Annotated in this window: 30 protein-coding genes; 3 read left to right on the forward strand and 27 right to left on the reverse strand. The window is 58.7% G+C overall.

Annotated features, from left to right (window positions below; all coding sequences use genetic code 11):
* Positions 1–29: 29 nt before the first annotated feature.
* Positions 30–1,394, reverse strand: coding sequence for an ATP-binding protein (locus tag KY495_RS06295; protein ID WP_219882860.1), 1,365 nt, complete (start codon positions 1,392–1,394; stop codon positions 30–32).
* On the reverse strand, positions 1,391–2,119 hold the full coding sequence (locus KY495_RS06300) for a response regulator (protein WP_219882861.1): 729 nt from the start codon (positions 2,117–2,119) through the stop codon (positions 1,391–1,393). The genes KY495_RS06295 and KY495_RS06300 overlap by 4 nt, the downstream gene beginning before the upstream one ends.
* 191 nt (positions 2,120–2,310) lie before the next feature.
* Here KY495_RS06300 and KY495_RS06305 point away from each other — a divergent pair, with 191 nt between their 5' ends.
* Together KY495_RS06305 and KY495_RS06310 are read left to right on the forward strand one after the other, a co-directional pair.
* Entirely contained in the window at positions 2,311–2,817 is a 507-nt protein-coding gene (locus KY495_RS06305) for a Spy/CpxP family protein refolding chaperone (protein WP_219882862.1), read from the forward strand.
* Positions 2,818–2,985: 168 nt separating this feature from the next.
* Positions 2,986–3,615, forward strand: a complete 630-nt coding sequence (locus tag KY495_RS06310) for a hypothetical protein (protein WP_219882863.1) — start codon at positions 2,986–2,988, stop codon at positions 3,613–3,615.
* Positions 3,616–3,619: 4 nt separating this feature from the next.
* On the opposite strand, the gene dsbD is transcribed toward KY495_RS06310, so the two are convergent.
* Complete coding sequence (dsbD, locus tag KY495_RS06315; RefSeq protein WP_219882864.1) at positions 3,620–5,368, reverse strand: protein-disulfide reductase DsbD; 1,749 nt, start codon at positions 5,366–5,368, stop codon at positions 3,620–3,622.
* A 212-nt stretch (positions 5,369–5,580) separates the two neighbouring features.
* On the opposite strand from dsbD, the gene KY495_RS06320 reads away from it, so the two are divergent.
* Positions 5,581–5,847: a hypothetical protein gene (locus KY495_RS06320; RefSeq protein ID WP_219882865.1), complete on the forward strand. Its 267-nt coding sequence runs from the start codon at positions 5,581–5,583 to the stop codon at positions 5,845–5,847.
* Between the two features lie 128 nt (positions 5,848–5,975).
* Here KY495_RS06320 and rplQ read toward each other — a convergent pair whose 3' ends face one another.
* The 24 genes from rplQ to rpsS all read right to left on the reverse strand — a co-directional run bounded on the left by rplQ (position 5,976) and on the right by rpsS (position 18,092).
* The gene (gene rplQ / locus KY495_RS06325) at positions 5,976–6,371 is read right to left on the reverse strand and encodes a 50S ribosomal protein L17 (RefSeq protein ID WP_219882866.1); all 396 of its coding nucleotides are present in this window, start codon (positions 6,369–6,371) and stop codon (positions 5,976–5,978) included.
* A 290-nt stretch (positions 6,372–6,661) separates the two neighbouring features.
* Positions 6,662–7,639, reverse strand: a complete 978-nt coding sequence (locus tag KY495_RS06330; RefSeq protein WP_073222604.1) for a DNA-directed RNA polymerase subunit alpha — start codon at positions 7,637–7,639, stop codon at positions 6,662–6,664.
* Positions 7,640–7,750: 111 nt separating this feature from the next.
* Positions 7,751–8,374 (reverse strand): 30S ribosomal protein S4, encoded by a 624-nt coding sequence (gene rpsD / locus KY495_RS06335; protein WP_219882867.1) that lies wholly within the window; start codon positions 8,372–8,374, stop codon positions 7,751–7,753.
* A gap of 254 nt (positions 8,375–8,628) precedes the next feature.
* The gene (rpsK, locus tag KY495_RS06340) at positions 8,629–9,033 is read right to left on the reverse strand and encodes a 30S ribosomal protein S11 (RefSeq protein WP_008444339.1); all 405 of its coding nucleotides are present in this window, start codon (positions 9,031–9,033) and stop codon (positions 8,629–8,631) included.
* A 12-nt stretch (positions 9,034–9,045) separates the two neighbouring features.
* Positions 9,046–9,411 (reverse strand): 30S ribosomal protein S13, encoded by a 366-nt coding sequence (gene rpsM / locus KY495_RS06345; protein WP_166870766.1) that lies wholly within the window; start codon positions 9,409–9,411, stop codon positions 9,046–9,048.
* Between the two features lie 26 nt (positions 9,412–9,437).
* Complete coding sequence (rpmJ, locus tag KY495_RS06350) at positions 9,438–9,551, reverse strand: 50S ribosomal protein L36 (protein WP_010394471.1); 114 nt, start codon at positions 9,549–9,551, stop codon at positions 9,438–9,440.
* A gap of 138 nt (positions 9,552–9,689) precedes the next feature.
* Positions 9,690–9,908 carry a translation initiation factor IF-1 gene (gene infA, locus KY495_RS06355; RefSeq protein WP_005663428.1) on the reverse strand — a complete coding sequence of 73 codons (219 nt, stop codon included), beginning with the start codon at positions 9,906–9,908 and terminating at the stop codon, positions 9,690–9,692.
* Between the two features lie 36 nt (positions 9,909–9,944).
* On the reverse strand, positions 9,945–11,279 hold the full coding sequence (gene secY, locus KY495_RS06360; protein ID WP_219882868.1) for a preprotein translocase subunit SecY: 1,335 nt from the start codon (positions 11,277–11,279) through the stop codon (positions 9,945–9,947).
* A gap of 32 nt (positions 11,280–11,311) precedes the next feature.
* A complete protein-coding gene (gene rplO / locus KY495_RS06365) occupies positions 11,312–11,743 on the reverse strand; it encodes a 50S ribosomal protein L15 (RefSeq protein WP_219882869.1) in 432 nt (143 codons plus the stop codon).
* Positions 11,744–11,772: 29 nt separating this feature from the next.
* Positions 11,773–11,952 (reverse strand): 50S ribosomal protein L30, encoded by a 180-nt coding sequence (gene rpmD, locus KY495_RS06370; protein ID WP_073222594.1) that lies wholly within the window; start codon positions 11,950–11,952, stop codon positions 11,773–11,775.
* A gap of 11 nt (positions 11,953–11,963) precedes the next feature.
* Positions 11,964–12,482, reverse strand: coding sequence for a 30S ribosomal protein S5 (gene rpsE / locus KY495_RS06375; protein WP_219882870.1), 519 nt, complete (start codon positions 12,480–12,482; stop codon positions 11,964–11,966).
* A gap of 12 nt (positions 12,483–12,494) precedes the next feature.
* Entirely contained in the window at positions 12,495–12,857 is a 363-nt protein-coding gene (rplR, locus tag KY495_RS06380) for a 50S ribosomal protein L18 (RefSeq protein WP_219882871.1), read from the reverse strand.
* 11 nt (positions 12,858–12,868) lie between these two features.
* On the reverse strand, positions 12,869–13,402 hold the full coding sequence (rplF, locus tag KY495_RS06385) for a 50S ribosomal protein L6 (protein WP_219882872.1): 534 nt from the start codon (positions 13,400–13,402) through the stop codon (positions 12,869–12,871).
* A 10-nt stretch (positions 13,403–13,412) separates the two neighbouring features.
* Positions 13,413–13,808 (reverse strand): 30S ribosomal protein S8, encoded by a 396-nt coding sequence (gene rpsH, locus KY495_RS06390; RefSeq protein WP_219882873.1) that lies wholly within the window; start codon positions 13,806–13,808, stop codon positions 13,413–13,415.
* A 14-nt stretch (positions 13,809–13,822) separates the two neighbouring features.
* The gene (gene rpsN / locus KY495_RS06395; protein WP_219882874.1) at positions 13,823–14,128 is read right to left on the reverse strand and encodes a 30S ribosomal protein S14; all 306 of its coding nucleotides are present in this window, start codon (positions 14,126–14,128) and stop codon (positions 13,823–13,825) included.
* 4 nt (positions 14,129–14,132) lie between these two features.
* Positions 14,133–14,672: a 50S ribosomal protein L5 gene (rplE, locus tag KY495_RS06400; protein WP_219882875.1), complete on the reverse strand. Its 540-nt coding sequence runs from the start codon at positions 14,670–14,672 to the stop codon at positions 14,133–14,135.
* A 2-nt stretch (positions 14,673–14,674) separates the two neighbouring features.
* Entirely contained in the window at positions 14,675–14,989 is a 315-nt protein-coding gene (rplX, locus tag KY495_RS06405; protein WP_219882876.1) for a 50S ribosomal protein L24, read from the reverse strand.
* A gap of 9 nt (positions 14,990–14,998) precedes the next feature.
* Positions 14,999–15,367 carry a 50S ribosomal protein L14 gene (rplN, locus tag KY495_RS06410; protein ID WP_008444317.1) on the reverse strand — a complete coding sequence of 123 codons (369 nt, stop codon included), beginning with the start codon at positions 15,365–15,367 and terminating at the stop codon, positions 14,999–15,001.
* 372 nt (positions 15,368–15,739) lie between these two features.
* The gene (gene rpsQ, locus KY495_RS06415) at positions 15,740–16,006 is read right to left on the reverse strand and encodes a 30S ribosomal protein S17 (RefSeq protein WP_219882877.1); all 267 of its coding nucleotides are present in this window, start codon (positions 16,004–16,006) and stop codon (positions 15,740–15,742) included.
* Positions 16,003–16,194: a 50S ribosomal protein L29 gene (gene rpmC / locus KY495_RS06420; RefSeq protein WP_219882878.1), complete on the reverse strand. Its 192-nt coding sequence runs from the start codon at positions 16,192–16,194 to the stop codon at positions 16,003–16,005. Before rpmC ends, rpsQ begins: the two co-directional genes overlap by 4 nt.
* Before the next feature lie 13 nt (positions 16,195–16,207).
* A complete protein-coding gene (rplP, locus tag KY495_RS06425) occupies positions 16,208–16,627 on the reverse strand; it encodes a 50S ribosomal protein L16 (protein WP_025603569.1) in 420 nt (139 codons plus the stop codon).
* A gap of 2 nt (positions 16,628–16,629) precedes the next feature.
* Positions 16,630–17,478 (reverse strand): 30S ribosomal protein S3, encoded by an 849-nt coding sequence (rpsC, locus tag KY495_RS06430; protein WP_219882879.1) that lies wholly within the window; start codon positions 17,476–17,478, stop codon positions 16,630–16,632.
* A 9-nt stretch (positions 17,479–17,487) separates the two neighbouring features.
* Entirely contained in the window at positions 17,488–17,820 is a 333-nt protein-coding gene (gene rplV, locus KY495_RS06435; protein ID WP_219884135.1) for a 50S ribosomal protein L22, read from the reverse strand.
* The gene (rpsS, locus tag KY495_RS06440) at positions 17,817–18,092 is read right to left on the reverse strand and encodes a 30S ribosomal protein S19 (protein ID WP_025603566.1); all 276 of its coding nucleotides are present in this window, start codon (positions 18,090–18,092) and stop codon (positions 17,817–17,819) included. Before rpsS ends, rplV begins: the two co-directional genes overlap by 4 nt.
* Between the last annotated feature and the right edge of the window lie 9 nt (positions 18,093–18,101).

Raw genomic sequence — 18,101 nt, forward strand, 5'->3', positions numbered from 1 at the left:
TAATTCCCCGGGCCGCCGGCGCGCAGCGCCTACTTGCCCGCGTAGTACTCGGGCAGCACGAGCGTGACTTCCAGCCCGCCCGCGGGATGGTTGGCCAGCGACAGGGTGCCGCCATGCTGTTCAGCGATATTACGGGCGATGGTCAAGCCCAGTCCAGTGCCGCCGGACTCGCGCGAGCGCGAGGTCTCGATGCGGTAGAACGGCTCGAATACGCGCCCCAGTTCGGACGGATCGATGCCGGGACCGTTGTCGCGGATCCGGATGCGGGTGGCGCCGCCGCTGCTCTCGACCGAAATGACGGCTTGCTGCCCATACTTGACGGCATTGTCGATCAGGTTGACCAGGCAGCGGCGCAAGGCCAGCGGGCGCCCCATCAGCGCGCGTTTGGCGCTGCCGCGCACTTCCACCTGCTGGCCGGCGTCGGTGGCGTCGCAGCACACGCTGCCCAGCAGCGAGTCCAGGTCGAGCGCCTGCATAGTTTCGGTACTGTCCATGCTGCGCGCCAGGTCCAGCCCTTCGCGCACCATCTGCTGCATGGCCGACAGGTCGCCGATCAGGCGCTGCTGCAATTCATCGTCGCTGACCTTTTCCAGCCGCAGGCGCATGCGCGTGAGCGGGGTCTGCAGATCGTGCGTGATGGCGGCCAGCATCTGGGTGCGCTGGAAAATATGCTGGCGAATCCGCGCCTGCATGGCGTTGAAGGCGGCGCTGGCCTGGCGGATCTCGCTGGCGCCGGCCAGCCGCAGCGGTGGGTGGTTGATGTCGTTGCCCAGGTCCTTGGCCGCCTGGGCCAGCTGCTTGAGCGGACGGGTCGTCATGCGCGCCACCACATAGGCCAGTACCGTGATACAGATGAGGAACATGGCCAGGATCATGCGATAGTCGGACAGTTCGGCCAGCACCGAGCCGGCCGGTGGCAGGATCTGCAGGCGCAGCAGTTCGCCGTCGCGCATGCGCACGTTGATGCTTTCGCACACGCCCGGCCACACGCGCAGGCTGGGGCCGAACATGCTGTGCTGGATGCGCGGGACGGAACAGGCCGCTGGCCGGATCGCCAGCGTCTGCAGCTTGTATTCACGGCCGATGCGGGCGGCGAGCTTGCGTGTAAAGTCGGACGGCGTCGCCGCAATCGCAGCCTGGTCCGGCGCTTCCTCGAGCCGGATACCGGGACGGTTGGCCGAGAGCAGGTAGGCCGCGCGGGCCGAGGCCGGCACGATCTCGGCCGAGTAGATCAGCTGTTCGGAGCGCTCGAGCGCCTGGTTGTCGCGGTAATCGCGGAAAATCTGGTAATGCTGGTCTTCCACCAGCAGCTGGGTGAGGATGGCGGAAATGACGGTGCCGAGCAGGAGCGTGAGAAAAACCCGCCCCGTCATGGAACTGAAAAAAGCCTTCACGCGGGCGGCTCCACCGTCACCTGGCCGGCCAGGACGTAGCCGCCGTTGCGCACGGTCTTGATGATCTGCGGCAAACGCGCATCTTCGCCCAGCTTCTGGCGCAGGCGGCTGATCTGGATGTCGACCGACCGGTCGAAGGGATCGGCGTCGCGCCCCTGGGTCAGATTGAGCAGCTGGTCGCGGTTGAGCACGCGGTTGGGGTGCTCCAGGAATACACGCAGCAGGCGAAATTCCGCGCCGGACAGCATGATGACAATGCCTTCCGGATTGAGCAGGTGGCGCGCCGTCAGGTCCAGTGTCCAGCCCGCAAAACGCATTTGCTGGGCATTGTCGGATGGCGTGTTCGACGGCATGGCGTGGCTGCGGCGCAGCACGCTGCGAATGCGCGCCAGCAGTTCGCGCGGCTCGAACGGCTTGGGCAGGTAATCGTCGGCGCCCATTTCCAGCCCCAGGATACGGTCCAGGGGCTCGTTGCGCGCGGTGAGCATGATGACCGGCAGCGACGACGTGGCGCGCAGCTTGCGGCACAGGGTCAAGCCATCGTCGCCCGGCAGATTGAGGTCAAGCACGATCAGTTCCGGGCGCGCTTCGTCCAGCACTTTCCACATGCCGGTGCCGTCGGCGGCAGCTAAGGCGCGGTAACCGTTCGACTCCAGGTAATCGGCCAGCAGCGAGCGGATGTCGCGGTCGTCATCGACGATGAGAATGGTAGAGGGATTATCCATGTTCGCAATTATGTCGAAGTCACACCGCCCTGAATAGCGTATTTGTATCGGTATGTATATACGCGAGGGGTCGAAACAAACTGATACAAACTGTGTGGCACGGGAAATGCCTTGCTTACACCTTAGGCGCAACATGGGTTCTGCGTTGAATACATCGGCGCATTCTTCCACGGCACAGACAAGGAACACATATGAACACCATTCGCAAAAGCATCGTCATTGGCCTGACCGTTCTTGGCCTGGCGGGAAGCACGTTCGCCGTCCAGGCGCAGGACAAGAGCGCAGTGGCGGCCGCGCAGGCAGAAGGCAAGGGCCACGGGCACCAGCATGGCCACAAACATGGTCACAAGCACGGCAACTGGGCGGAGCGCCAGGCCCAGCGCGCGCAAAAGCTGCATGATGCACTCAAGCTGACCCCGGCACAGGAAGGCGCCTGGGCCAGCTACAGCGCTGCCATCAAGCCGCAAGCGCGCCCCGAGCGGGGACAGAAAGGTGCCTGGCAAGCCATGTCGGCCCCCGAGCGCATGGAAAAGCGCCTGGCCCGGGCCCGGATGAAAGTGGAAAAGATGGAAGCGCGCCTGGCCGCAACGGCAAGCTTTTATGCCACCCTCTCGCCCGAGCAGAAGAAGGTGTTTGACGAAAACAGCATGCGCCGCGGCGGCCATCGCCACCACATGAAGCACGGCATGGCGTCCTAAGTCACGCTTGTCCCGCGATCCGGCGCCCCCAAGGCGCCGGATTGTATTGGTGTATACAACTCGTAATAAAAAGCAACGCCAATGTCGATAACACTGGACCATGCAATTGTCAGAGGGTATCCTCAAAGCTCTGTCTGAGCGGCAATATTTGTATTTTCAGGATCGAATATGGACAAGCACATTTACGACAAGTCTGATAAGGGGCGCGAAGAAATCGCCACCCGCAAATATCACCTCCCCTCCAAGCTGCGCTCGCTGCTGGTCATGATGGATGGCCATCGCCCCATTGAAGAGCTGATGAAAAGCTTCGGCCCCCTGGGGCTGACGGTCGAGCACGTACAGGAATTGCTCCGCGACGAGTACATTGTTTTGATCGATGATGGGGTGCCGGAGGAAGCGCCGGAAGCGGCCGTGGCGCACCGCCCGGGTATGACGGCCCGTGCGCGCCAGCTGGCCAGGCGGGAAATGAGCGCCCGTGCCCACCACCAGCAGCTGGACGGGCCCGAAACCGTGCCCCACACACTGGAAGGGGTGGCGGCCGATTCAATGGCTGAAGGCGAGCGCATCACGGCCATCAATGAGTTCTATACCCAGACCATCAAGAGCACGCTGGGGCTGCGCGGCATGATGCTGCAGCTCAAGGTGGACAAGTGCGTGGGCATGGACGACTACCGCGAATTGCGCGATACCTACCTCGAAGCCGTGCTCAAGGCCAAGGGGCGGGAAATGGCGCTGTCGCTGTCAGGCCGCCTGGACCAGCTGCTGGGCATCGAGCAGGGCGAGCGCGCCCTACCCTGACCAGTCAGCGCAATTTCTGCAGCGAGGCGCGGAACTTTTCCGCGTTTTGAAAGCCGATGACGCGGCTGTCGGCAATTTCCTTGCCGTTGGCATCGAACAGGATGATGCCCGGCGGCCCGAACAGCTTGAAGCGCTTGAGCATGGCCTTGTCGTCGGCATCATTGGCCGTGACATCGACCTGCAGCAAGGTGGTGTTGGCCAGCAGCGCCTTGACGCCCGGATCGACAAAGGTCAGTTTTTCCATCTCGATGCAGGACACACACCAGTCGGCATAAAAATCGAGCATGACCGTCTTGCCGCCGGTGTCGGCCAGCGCAGCGTCCAGTTGGGCCACGGTCTTGATGCGCGTAAATGGCAGGCCATGCTCCTGCTCGCCAAAATGGGCCAGCGGCGAGAGCGGATCGCGCCCGCCCGTAACCAGGCCGGCCAGCTGCAGGCCGCCCAGCGTCACGAACAGGGCGGCGACCGCCAGCGAGACGGCGTGGCGCGAACGCATGACCAGGTACACGGCATAGCCGACGCCCAGCAAGCCCCACGCGGCCATGGTCAGCGCCTTGGGGATGACGGGCGAGACCAGCCACACGGCCATGGCCAGCATCAACACGCCAAAGAAACGTTTTACCGAATCCATCCAGGCACCGGCACGCGGCAGCAGGGCGCCGGCCGACAGGCCCACCAGCAGCAATGGAATGCTCATGCCGACCGCCATGGCGAACAGGGCCGAGCCACCGAGCACGACATCGCGGGTCTGGCTGATATAGACCAGGGCGCCGGCCAGGGGCGCGGCAACGCAGGGCCCGACGATCAGCGCCGACACCGCCCCCATGATGAATACGCCAAGCAGCTTGCCGGCGCGCTGGCGGGTGGAAAACTCGACCAGGCGGCTTTGCAGGGATGCGGGCAGCTGCAGTTGATACACATTGAACATGGACAAGGCCATGGCCACGATCAGCAGTGCCACCACGCCCAGCACCCAGGGGTTTTGCAGGGTGGCCGACAAGCCCTCCCCGATCAGGCCGGCGGCGATGCCAAGCGCCGTATAGACCACGGCCATGCCCAGCGAGTAGGACACTGCCAGCACGAAGCCGCGCCCGCGTTTGGCCTGGGCACCCTCGCCGACGATGATCGACGCCAGGATCGGCACCATCGGCAGCACGCAAGGCGTAAACGACAGGCCCAGACCCAGCAAGATGAAGGCGGGCACGATCACGAGCAGCTTGCCGCCGCCGAGAATGGCGGCAATGCCGGACAGGTCGGAGGTTGGCACGGCACTGTCCGAGGCCAGTACCGCACTGCCGGGCGTGGACATGGCGCCGGTGCCGGCCGCCCCCACCAGGCGCGCGCTGGCATCCTGGGGCGCGTAGCACAGGCCCGCGTCGGCGCAGCCCTGGGAAGTTGCCACCAGCGTGAACATGCCGCTGGCCTGCACGGGAATGGTGATGGTGACGCGGCCGCGGTGGGTTTCCACGTCTTTCTGGAATGTTTCGTCGTATTTGACCTTGCCGGCGGGGATCTTCGGCTCGCCCAGGATGGCGCCCTCGGCCCGGAACTTGAAGCGTTCCCGGTACATATAGTAACCGTCCGCGATGTCATAGGAGATCGCCACCGTCTGCGGGTCCATCATCCGGGCCGAGAACTTGAAGGCGACGTCCGGCTCCAAATAATCTTCCGCCGCGGCGGGGGGCGCGGCAAACAGGAAAGAGAAAGCGAGCAGGAGCAGCGCACAGGCGGCCCGGAGGGTCTTGCTGAACATGAAAACCTTTCGTCGACGAAGCCGAATAGTACACCCCGGGAACACTTTGCGTCTGAGGCTGGACTTAAGAAGATGGCTTCGGGTTCTCCACCACCTGGACCATGGCGACTTGCAGATGGTGGCGGCCGCAAGCAAACCCTTTTCGCTCATGACAGGAACTCGGCGTGCAGAAGCTGGTCTGACAGTGATGCCAACACAGCCAAGGAGCCGCGATGTCGCAAGTTTCTCAGATAGGCGGCGCAGGCAACCCACCGGGTAACGGTGGCATGGAAGCCCGGCTCGCACGGGTTGAAGAGAATGTTGCGGCCATCCAGGCAGACGTTCACATCATAAAAATGACCGGGGCTACCAAGCTGGATATCGCCGAGTGCAAGACCTTAATCGCCGAGACCAAAGCCTCGATACTCATGTGGGTCGTGGGCTCCATCTTCCTGGCTCAACTTATACCTGAGTTCATACGCTTCCTTAGAACCGTATGAAATCCGCCCCTGCAACTTGATCTTTGAGAGCGCCCAGCTCTTCCATGCATTCACGAAGCAAACAACAAAAAGCCCGATGCGAACATCGGGCTTTTCAGTATAAGCGGGCTATTCAGCCTGGCTGAAAATTACTCAGCGGTTGGAGCTTCGTCGGCCGAAGTGACTTCTGGACGGTCCAGCAGTTCAACGTAGGCCATCGGTGCATTGTCGCCAACACGGAAACCCATTTTCAGGATACGCAGGTAGCCACCGTTACGGTTGGCGTAGCGCGGGCCCAGTTCAGCGAACAGCTTCAGGACCATTTCGCGGTCACGCAGACGCGAGAAAGCCAGGCGCTTGTTTGCCAGGGTGTCGGTCTTGCCCAGGGTCAGGATCGGCTCGATAACGCGGCGCAGTTCCTTAGCTTTTGGCACGGTGGTCTTGATGGCTTCATGACGCAGCAGGGAAACAGTCATGTTGCGCAGCATGGCCAGGCGGTGGGAAGAAGTACGGTTCAGCTTGCGAAGGCCGTGACGGTGACGCATGGTAAATCCTTTCGAGTTGTTTAAATCCAGCTCTTCGATCGTCGCTGTATGAAGAGCGACGCGGGCCGGTTGAATAGGGGTAAATTAAAAAATACACGGGACGCATCCCGCTTTTGCTACGCTTTTGCTACGCTTTTGCTACCCAAAAAAGATCTGGCTTTGCCAGGCTTTTTTGGCTGGCACCACACGAAAGTAGGTGTGTACTTTCGTGTGTAAACTCGTTCTGGCTTTGCCAGGCTTTTTTGGCTGGCACCACGCGAAAGTAGGGGTGTACTTTCGCGTGATTGATTTTACTTTTCCAGCCCTGCAGGTGGCCAGTTTTCCAGCTTCATGCCCAAGGTCAAGCCACGCGAAGCCAAGACTTCCTTGATTTCATTGAGCGACTTGCGGCCCAGGTTTGGCGTCTTGAGCAGTTCGTTTTCCGAACGCTGGATCAGGTCGCCAATGTAGTAGATGTTCTCTGCCTTGAGGCAGTTGGCCGAACGCACGGTCAGTTCCAGGTCGTCGACTGGACGCAGCAGGATCGGATCGACCAGCGGAGCGCGCGATGGCGCTTCGGCAGCCGCTTCCGTGCCTTCCAGGGCAGCAAATACATTCAACTGGTCCACCAGAACGCGGGCCGACTGGCGGATCGCTTCTTCCGGCGTGATCACGCCGTTGGTTTCAATGTTGATGATCAGCTTGTCGAGGTCGGTACGCTGTTCCACGCGAGCGGACTCGACGAAGTACGACACGCGACGCACTGGCGAGAACGAAGCGTCCAGGATGATGCGACCGATGGTCTTGTTGGTGTCTTCCGACAGGCGGCGCACGTTACCAGGAACATAGCCACGGCCCTTCTCGACCTTGATCTGCATGTCCAGCTTGCCACCGGCGGTCAGGTGAGCAATCACGTGGTCCGGGTTGATCAGTTCAACGTCATGCGGCAGGTCGATGTCCGATGCCAGGATCGCGCCTTCACCTTCCTTTTTCAGGGTCAGGGTGACGGAATCACGGTTGTGCACCTTGAATACCACGCCCTTGAGGTTCAGCAGCAGGTCAACTACGTCTTCCTGCACGCCGTCGAGCGACGAGTACTCGTGTACCACGCCGGCGATCGTCACTTCGGTGGGCGCGTAGCCGACCATCGACGACAGCAGTACGCGGCGCAACGCGTTACCGAGGGTGTGGCCGTAGCCACGCTCAAACGGCTCCATCACGACTTTGGCGTGACCGGCACCGAGGGCTTCAACATCGATAATACGTGGCTTCAACAAACTGTTTTGCATGAAATGTCCTTTTCAATACCCTCGGCTCGTTACGCCGATAAGGCTGATGGCATTAGTGAAAACGCCCACTCCATCAGGAGCGGGCGGGAAAGACGACTACGGTACCTGCGATTAACGCGAATACAGTTCGACGATCAGCGATTCGTTGACGTCGTTAGCGATTTCGTTACGCTCTGGGAACGAACGGAAAGTGCCTTCCATCTTCTTGGAGTCAACCGACACCCAGCTCGGCATGCCGATCTGTTCAGCCAGCGACAGGGCTTCAGCGATACGAACCTGCTTCTTGGCCTTTTCACGGACAGCGATCACGTCGCCGGTACGCACAGCGTAGGAGGCGATGTTGACGACGTTGCCGTTCACGGTGAATGCCTTGTGGCTGACCAGCTGGCGCGCTTCGGCGCGGGTCGAGCCAAAGCCCATGCGGTAGCAGACATTGTCCAGGCGTGCTTCGAGCAGGCGCAGCAGTGCTTCGCCGGTATTGCCCTTGCGGCGATTCGCTTCAGCGAAATAGCGGCGGAACTGGCGCTCGAGGATGCCGTACATGCGCTTGACTTTCTGTTTCTCGCGCAGCTGGTTGCCGTAGTCCGAGGTGCGGGCACCCGACTTGACGCCGTGCTGGCCTGGCTTGACGTCCAGTTTGCACTTGGAGTCGAGGGAGCGGCGTGCGCTCTTGAGGAACAGGTCCGTGCCTTCGCGACGGGACAGTTTTGCTTTAGGTCCGATATAACGTGCCACAATGCTTCCTTTAAAAAAATGACGCCCCGGCGCTACAAAGCGCGGGCGCTAGTCCGGTTTCAGTGAACCGAACGTGGCTTACAAGAAGTACATGCTGCGAAAACGCGGCATGCAAGAACAGCCGGGCAGTATACCCTCTCGGGTCCTGCTCCGGCAATCACAATTTTGCTAACGACAGCCAAGTACCAGACCTGACCATCAAACGTACAACACTTCTTAATCGCTACAGGCCACAAAGAGGCCCGTGGCAGACTTTAGATGCGACGACGCTTCGGAGGACGGCAGCCGTTGTGCGGTACTGGCGTCACGTCCTGGATCTCGGTGATCTTGATGCCGAGGTTGTTCAGTGCGCGAACGGCGGATTCACGACCAGGACCTGGGCCCTTGATGCGTACTTCCAGGTTCTTCACGCCGCACTCGACTGCAACTTTACCTGCTGCTTCGGCCGCAACCTGCGCTGCGAACGGGGTCGATTTACGCGAACCCTTGAAGCCAGCACCACCCGAGGTCGCCCACGACAGAGCGTTGCCCTGGCGATCGGTGATCGTGATGATGGTGTTGTTGAAAGAAGCGTGTACGTGAGCGATGCCTTCGGCGACGTTCTTTTTAACTTTTTTGCGAACGCGTGCTGCTGCGGCGCTGCTTTGTTGCTTGGCCATAGTCGTTTCCTATTATTTCTTAAGCGATTGTGCGGCTTTGCGCGGACCTTTGCGGGTACGGGCATTGGTGCGAGTACGCTGGCCACGGCAAGGCAGACCCTTGCGATGACGCATGCCGCGGTAGCAGCCCAGGTCCATCAAACGCTTGATGTTCATGGACAGCTCACGGCGAAGATCGCCTTCAACGACGAACGTGCCAACTGCATCACGCAGTTTTTCCAGTTCGCTGTCGTCCAGATCTTTGACCTTCTTGTTGGTTGCAACACCCGTCTCGGCGCAGATCTTCTGTGCGCGTGGACGGCCAACACCGTAGATGGCGGTCAGGCCAATGACGGTGTGCTGATGATTTGGGATGTTAACCCCTGCGATACGTGCCATTCGTTATCCTCAATAAATAACGTTAATTAACCTTGACGCTGCTTATGACGCGGTTCCACGCAGATTACGCGGACAACGCCTTTGCGCTTGATGATCTTGCAGTTGCGGCAGATCCGCTTGACTGATGCGAGAACTTTCATAATTTGCCTCTATTTAGTTTATCTTCAACTTGCGGGGCTGGAGGGCGGCTGCAACACCCTCCCCCAGCCCTCAACTGACTAGAACTTTCAGGACCGAACCCGGCATCATACGCTAGTGCAAGGTCCTTGACTGATTTTTTACTTGGTCCGGAACACAATGCGGGCCCGGGACAGGTCGTATGGCGTGAGTTCCACCGTCACCTTATCGCCTGGCAGGATGCGGATATAGTTCATCCGCATCTTCCCGGAAATGTGCCCGAGCACTACGTGCCCGTTTTCCAGCTTTACTCGAAACGTTGCATTAGGCAGATTCTCAAGAATCTCGCCCTGCATTTGGATAACGTCGTCTTTTGCCATTCGGTCTGTGTACTCCGCAGTGCAGTCTCCAGCCGCTTAACGCGACGGGATACCACCCTTGAAATTTGCCTTGCGCAGCAGCGATTCATATTGCTGCGACATGACGTAGTTTTGTACTTGAGCCATGAAATCCATGGTGACAACCACAATGATCAACAGGGAAGTACCGCCAAAATAGAAAGGCACTTTCCAATAGCCCTGCATGAATTCCGGCAGGAGGCACACGGCAGTGATATACACGGCACCGGCCAGGGTCAGGCGCATCAGGATCTTGTCGATGTAGCGCGCCGTCTGGTCACCAGGACGAATCCCGGGCACGAACGCCCCACTCTTCTTCAGGTTATCTGCCGTTTCCTTGCTGTTGAAAACCAGCGCGGTATAGAAGAAGCAGAAAAACACGATCGCCGCTGCCATGATGATGGCGTGAATCGGCTCGCCCGGCGCCATGGAACCAGCCAGATCCTTCATGAAGCCAATGAACGGGCTGGTCGAATCGGCACCCTTGGTGGCCCAGTCGATGATGGTCGACGGGAACATGATGATCGACGAGGCGAAGATCGGCGGGATCACGCCGGCCATGTTCAGCTTCAGGGGCAGATGGCTGGTTTGACCGCCATAGACCTTGTTGCCGACTTGCTTCTTCGCATAGTTGACCAAAATTTTCCGCTGGCCGCGCTCCACAAACACCACGCCAAAGGTCACGAAAATGACCAGCGCAATGATGAACAGCAGGGTGATCTCGCTCATGGCATCGGTCGATACCAGGTTCAGCAGCGCCGCCAGACCCGAAGGCAGACCCGCCACGATACCGGCAAAGATGATGATCGAGATACCGTTGCCCAGACCGCGCTCGGTGATCTGCTCGCCCAGCCACATCAGGAACATGGTACCGGTCAGCAAGGTCACCACCGTGACAAAGCGGAACACGACGCCCGGCTCAATGACCAGGTTTGGCTGCGACTCCAGCGCCACGGCAATGGCAAACGCCTGGAACAGTGCCAGCACGACCGTGAAATACCGGGTGTACTGGGTGATCTTGCGCCGTCCCGACTCGCCTTCTTTTTTCAGCGCTTCCATCTGCGGCGAAACGATCGACACCAGCTGCATGATGATCGAGGCCGAAATGTAAGGCGTAATACCCAGCGCAAAGACTGCAAAGCGCTCCAGCGCGCCGCCCGAGAACATGTTGAACATGCCCAGGACGCCGCCCTGGTTTTGCTTGAACAGTGCTGCCAGCTGTGTCGGGTCAATGCCTGGAACAGGCACGTGCGCACCGAGACGATAGACGACTAGCGCGCCCAGCAAAAACCAGAGACGCGCCCAGGGAAAACCGGCAGCTGCACTTTTACCAAGTTGTGAATTAGTCGCCAATGTTTGCTCCGATCAAGCGATTCGCCTGCAACTTAAGCTACCGAGCCGCCAGCAGCTTCGATGGCCGCTTTCGCGCCGGCAGTTGCCTTCAAGCCCTTGAGGTTCACCGCTTTGGTGACTTCGCCGGACAGGATGACGCGCACATCGCGGGCCAGCACTGGCAGGATGCCTGCTTGCTTCAGAACCAGGATGTCGACATCGCCGACAGGCAGGTTGTTCAGGTCCGACAGACGCACTTCGGCCTTGAAAGTGGCGTTGAGCGACTTGAAACCACGCTTTGGCAGACGGCGCTGCAGAGGCATTTGACCGCCTTCGAAGCCGACCTTGTGGAAACCGCCCGAACGCGACTTCTGACCCTTGTGGCCACGACCGGAGGTCTTGCCCAGGCCGGAGCCGATACCGCGGCCTACGCGACGCTTGTAATGCTTGGCGCCTTCAGCTGGTTGAATTGTGTTCAATTCCATGAATTTCTCCGTGACTTAAGCCCGAAGGCTTAAGCGACAACTTTAACGAGGTACGACACTTTATTGATCATGCCGCGCACGGATGGGGTGTCCTGCAACTCGGAAACCGAGTTGACACGACGCAGGCCCAGGCCGCGAACAGTGGCACGGTGATCTTGACGGGTGCCGATCAGACCTTTGACCAATTGTACTTTGATGGTGTTTGCCATGATGGTTCCTCTTAGCCCAGAATCTCTTCAACCGACTTGCCGCGCTTGGCAGCGATATCGGAAGCGGTACTCATTTTCGACAGGCCGTCGAGCGTTGCACGCACCAGGTTGTAAGGGTTGCTCGAACCGGTGGATTTCGCCACCACGTCGGTCACGCCCATTACTTCGAAGATTGCGCGCATTGCGCCACCAGCGATGACGCCGGTACCTGGCTTGGCAGGCATCATCATCACTTTCGAGGCGCCGTGGCGGCCCGAAACCATGTGATGCAGGGTGCCGTTCTTGAGCGGTACCTTGATCAGGTTGCGGCGGGCTTCTTCCATTGCCTTCTGCACACCAACTGGTACTTCCTTCGACTTGCCCTTGCCCATGCCGATGCGGCCATCGCCATCACCCACAACGGTCAGTGCTGCAAAACCCATGATACGACCACCCTTGACCACTTTGGTCACGCGGTTGATCGCGATCATTTTTTCGCGCATGCCATCATCCGGCTTGTCGCTTTGCATTTTCGCTTGCATTTTTGCCATGACGATCTTTCCTTAGAACTTCAGACCGGCTTCACGCGCGGCTTCTGCCAACGCCTTCACACGGCCGTGGTAACGGAAACCGGAGCGGTCAAACGCGACTTCGGTAATCCCTGCTTTCAGTGCCTTCTCGGCGACGCGCTTGCCTACCAGTGCAGCAGCGGCAGCATTGCCACCGGCGCCGGACTTGCCTGCCAGTTCGGCACGCACTTCGGCTTCGGCGGTCGAGGCCGATACGAGCACCTTGGCGTCCGGGCTGATCAGGTTGGCGTAAATGTGCAGGTTGGTACGATGTACCGACAGGCGATTTACTTTCAGCTCCGCAATCTTGATGCGGGTCTGGCGTCCACGACGCAGACGTGATTCTTTCTTGTCCATGGTCAGCCCTATTATTTCTTCTTGGTTTCTTTAAGCTTCACCACTTCGTCCACATAGCGGACGCCCTTGCCCTTGTAAGGCTCAGGGGAGCGGTAAGCACGCACTTCAGCAGCAACCTGGCCAACCTGTTGACGATCGATACCCTTGATGATGATCTCGGTCGGCGTCGGGGTGGTGGCGGTTACGCCCGCTGGCATCTGGTGCGCAACAGGGTGCGAGAAACCCAGCGACAGGTTCAGCTTGTCACCTGCAGCCTGGGCCTTGTAGCCCACGCCGACCAGCGACAGCTTCTTCTCGAAGCCTTTGGTCACGCCGGTCACCATGTTGTTAACCAGGGCACGCATGGTGCCCGACATGGCGTTCGACTCACGGCTGTCGTCGATCACGTCGAACGACAGGGTGCCATTGTTGTTTTCAATCTTGACCAGGCCGTTCAGGCTCTGGGTCAGGGTGCCCAGCGGGCCCTTGACGGTGATCGCTGCTGCAGTGATCGCCACTTCGGCGCCAGCTGGGACAGCGATCGGCATTTTAGCTACTCGGGACATCGTCTACTCCTTAAGCCACGTAGCAAATAACTTCGCCGCCGACACCGGTGGCGCGTGCTTTGCGGTCGGTCATGACGCCTTGCGGAGTCGACACGATCGCCACACCCAGGCCATTCATGACGGTAGGAATCTCATCTTTGCCCTTGTAGATACGCAGGCCAGGACGGCTTACGCGCTCAAGACGCTCGATGACCGGACGGCCTACGTAATACTTCAAACCGATCTTCAGTTCCGCCTTGCCACCATCTTCGGTAACGGCGAAATCTTCAATGTAACCCTCGTCCTTGAGGACGTTGGCAATCGCTACTTTGACTTTCGACGATGGCATGGCCACGGTCGTTTTTTGTACGCCTTGTGCATTGCGAATGCGGGTCAGCATATCGGCGATAGGATCGCTCATACTCATTGCATATTCTCCTATTACCAGCTTGCTTTGGTCATACCCGGGATCTCACCACGCATGGCGAATTCACGGAGCTTGATACGGGCCAGACCGAATTTACGGAACGTGCCACGTGGACGGCCGGTGACGGCGCAGCGGTTACGCTGACGGGTCGGGGCCGAGTTGCGCGGCAGGGCCTGCAACTTCAGACGTGCTTCGTAACGCTCTTCTTCCGACTTGGACTGGTCGTCGATGATGGCTTTCAGAGCTGCACGCTTAGGGGCAAATTTTGCCACCAGGTCTGCACGCTTCTGTTCGCGATTAATCAGTGCTAGTTTTGCCATGATCTCAGTTCCTGAACGGAAATTTAAAGGCGGCGAGCAGAGCTTTCGCTTCGTCGTCGGTCTTGGCGGTCGTCGTGATGCTGATGTTCAAGCCACGCAACGCGTCAATCTTGTCGTACTCGATTTCAGGGAAAATGATCTGTTCCTTGACGCCGATGTTGTAGTTGCCACGACCGTCAAACGAGCGGCCATTGACACCACGGAAGTCACGCACGCGTGGCAGGGCCACGGTGATGAAGCGATCCAGGAATTCATACATGCGCGCGCCACGCAGGGTGACCATGGCACCGATTGGGTAGCCTTCGCGAATCTTGAAGCCTGCAATTGCCTTGCGTGCCTTGGTGGTCACTGGCTTCTGGCCGGCGATCTTGGTCAGGTCGCCAGTTGCGTGCTCGATGATCTTTTTATCAGCGATCGCTTCGCCAAGGCCCATGTTCAGGGTGATCTTGGTCAGGCGTGGCACTTCCATTGCCGACTTGTAGCCAAATTTGGCGACCAGGTCAGCAACGACTTTGTCTTTGTAAAACTGTTGGAGACGGGCCATGATTAAACCTTCACTACTTCGCCGGAGGACTTGAAAACGCGGACTTTCTTGCCGTCTACGTCTTTGAAGCCCACGCGGTCTGCCTTGCCAGTCGCTGCATTGAACAATGCAACGTTGGACACGTGAATCGGCATAGTCTTATCGACGATACCACCAGTTACGCCGGTCATTGGGTTAGGCTTGGTCGCTTTTTTAGCGACGTTGACGCCTTCAACCACGACGTGCTCGGCGCCTACGCGCTGCTGCACAGTACCGCGCTTGCCCTTGTCTTTACCGGTCAGAACGATGACTTCGTCGTTTTTACGAATCTTATCCATTACGACTCCTTACAGAACTTCAGGTGCCAGGGACACGATCTTCATGAACTTCTCAGTACGCAGTTCGCGCGTGACTGGTCCAAAAATACGGGTACCGATCGGCTCGAGCTTGGCGTTGAGCAGGACGGCGGCATTGCCGTCGAACTTCACCAGGGAGCCGTCTTGGCGGCGCACACCTTTAGCGGTACGCACAACCACAGCGTTATAAATTTCACCTTTTTTGACACGGCCGCGTGGCGCAGCAACCTTGACGGTTACCTTGATCACGTCGCCAATGCCAGCATAACGGCGCTTGGAACCGCCCAATACCTTGATGCACATAACTTCCTTGGCACCCGTATTGTCGGCCACTTCGAGCCGGCTTTCAGTTTGAATCATAGTGTTCTCTTTCCCAACTTAAGCCGAAGAATCCCCACAGCGTGGGCCTGCGGTCAGTCTTGGTCCCGCCAACAACTCCTGCTGGAATTGCTGATTGGGTGATGGACTTTCCTAAAACTTTCGTTTTTTCCGGCCGCTGCCACCTGGGTGACTAATATGCGGCGTTACATGAACGAAGCCCGCTAGTATCACACAATACTGGCGGGCCCGCAATAACTATTTATCCGGAAGCTGGACGCAGCGTTGTTTTGCTGCTTCCCCATCCGGCACTACTGGGTACTGCTTGCTTCTAATTCCTGGTCAGGTCGAGGACAGACCACAAGCGTGAAAACCGTGGTCTGTCCCGCTCCAGGAATCTAAGCGCCTGAGCGCTTAGATAACGGGCGCGGCTTGCACCACGCGCGTTACGGTCCAGGCCTTGGTCTTGGAAATCGGACGGCCTTCCTGGATCTCAACGGTGTCACCCATCTTGACTTCATTGTTTTCGTCATGCGCGTGATACTTGTTCGAACGCATGATGATCTTGCCGTACAGCGGGTGCTTGACGTGGCGCTCGATCAGGACGGTAACCGTCTTGTCCATCTTGTCCGAGACAACTTTACCAACCAGCGTACGCTTGAGTTTAGTAGTTTCGGTCATTTGGCTTCCTTCGAGTTCATTACCGTCTTCACACGCGCGATGTCGCGGCGTACCTTCTTGAGCTGGGAGGTGTTGCTCAGCTGCTGCGTAGCGATTTGCATGCGCAGGCCGAACTGGGCCTTCAACAACTCGGACAACTCTTTTTCGAGAGCTGGCTGGTCCTTGCCGCGGAGTTCTGATGCTTTCATTTACAACTCCTTATTAAGTGCCTACCTGGCGTACGACAAACGTCGTGGCCAGTGGCAGTTTGGCGGCAGCCAGGCGGAACGCTTCGCGCGCCAATTCTTCTGCGACGCCGTCCATTTCGTACAGTACTTTGCCAGGCTGGATTTCAGCGACGTAGTACTCTGGATTACCTTTACCGTTACCCATACGAACTTCAGCTGGCTTGTTCGAAATTGGCTTGTCCGGGAAAATACGGATCCAGATACGGCCGCCACGCTTGATGTGACGGGTCATGGCACGACGTGCCGCTTCGATCTGGCGCGCCGTGATACGGCCGCGGGCAACTGCCTTCAGACCGAATTCACCGAACGATACCGCGGTTCCGCGGGTGTGCGAAATGCCGGTGTTACGGCCTTTCTGCTCTTTACGATACTTCCTGCGTGATGGTTGCAGCATGCTTATTCTCCTGCTTTCTCAGCTGGTGCTGCAGCAGCGGCTTCAGGCTTCTTCACTGCGACTGCAGGACGAGCCTTGACCACTGGGGCGCCAGTTGCGTTGGAACCCGGACGGCCAGGGGCGCCGGCTGGACGCGGACGGCCAGCTGGTTTGCCATCGTCACGGCGCGGGCCGCGGCTCTTCTTCTCGTCGGCCGGGGTATCGATCACTGGTGCGTCGCCGTTGGGAGCGCGGTCGCCTTTGTAGACCCATACCTTGACACCGATGATGCCGTAGGTCGTTGCCGCTTCGCTGGTACCGTAGTCGATATCGGCGCGCAGGGTATGCAGAGGCACGCGGCCTTCGCGGTACCACTCTTTACGTGCGATTTCGATGCCGTTCAGACGGCCCGACGACATGATCTTGATGCCCAGGGCACCCAGACGCATGGCGTTTTGCATCGCACGCTTCATGGCGCGGCGGAACATGATCCGCTTTTCCAGCTGCTGCGAAATCGAATCGGCGATCAGCTGCGAATCGATTTCCGGCTTGCGGATTTCTTCGATATTGACGTGTACAGGTACACCCATGATCTTGGTCAGGGCCGACTTCAGTACTTCGATGTCTTCGCCCTTCTTACCAATGACCACGCCTGGACGCGAGCTGTAAATCGTGAAGCGCGCATTCTTGGCAGGACGCTCGATGACGATGCGGCCAACCGAAGCGTTCTTCAGTTTCTTTTTCAGATAAGCACGTGCTGCGAGGTCTTCGTTGAGCATTTGGGCAAAGTTACCATTGCCCGCGTACCAACGCGACGCCCAGTTACGGGTTACTGACAGGCGAAAGCCTGTTGGATGAATCTTCTGTCCCATCGTGACCCCTTAGTTGCCGACAGTCACGTAGATGTGACAGGATTGTTTCGAGATACGATCACCCCGGCCCTTGGCGCGTGCAGTGAAGCGCTTGAGGATCGGACCCTTTTCAACGTAGATCTGAACGACTTTCAGCTCGTCGATGTCGGCGCCATCATTGTGCTCGGCGTTCGCGATAGCGGACTCGAGGACCTTCTTGATGATGGTCGCACCCTTCTTGGGGCTGAACTGCAAGATGTCGAGTGCTGCGCCGACTTTCTTGCCGCGGATCAGATCTGCCACCAGGCGACCTTTTTGGTCGGACAGGCGCACACCTTTGAGGATAGCTTTGGTTTCCATTATTTCTTCGCCTTCTTGTCAGCGGCATGGCCCTTGAACGTACGGGTCAGTGCAAACTCGCCGAGCTTGTGACCAACCATGTTCTCGGAAACATACACTGGCACGTGCAGCTTGCCATTGTGAACCGCGATCGTCAGGCCGATGAAGTCTGGCGTGATGGTCGAGCGGCGCGACCAGGTTTTGACTGGCTTCTTGTCTTTGTTCGCTTGCGCGGTTTCGACTTTTTTCACCAGGTGGGCGTCCGTGAACGGCCCTTTTTTCAATGAACGTGTCATGTCTTATCC

The organism is Massilia sp. PAMC28688, from assembly GCF_019443445.1.
Lineage (GTDB): Bacteria > Pseudomonadota > Gammaproteobacteria > Burkholderiales > Burkholderiaceae_D > Telluria_A.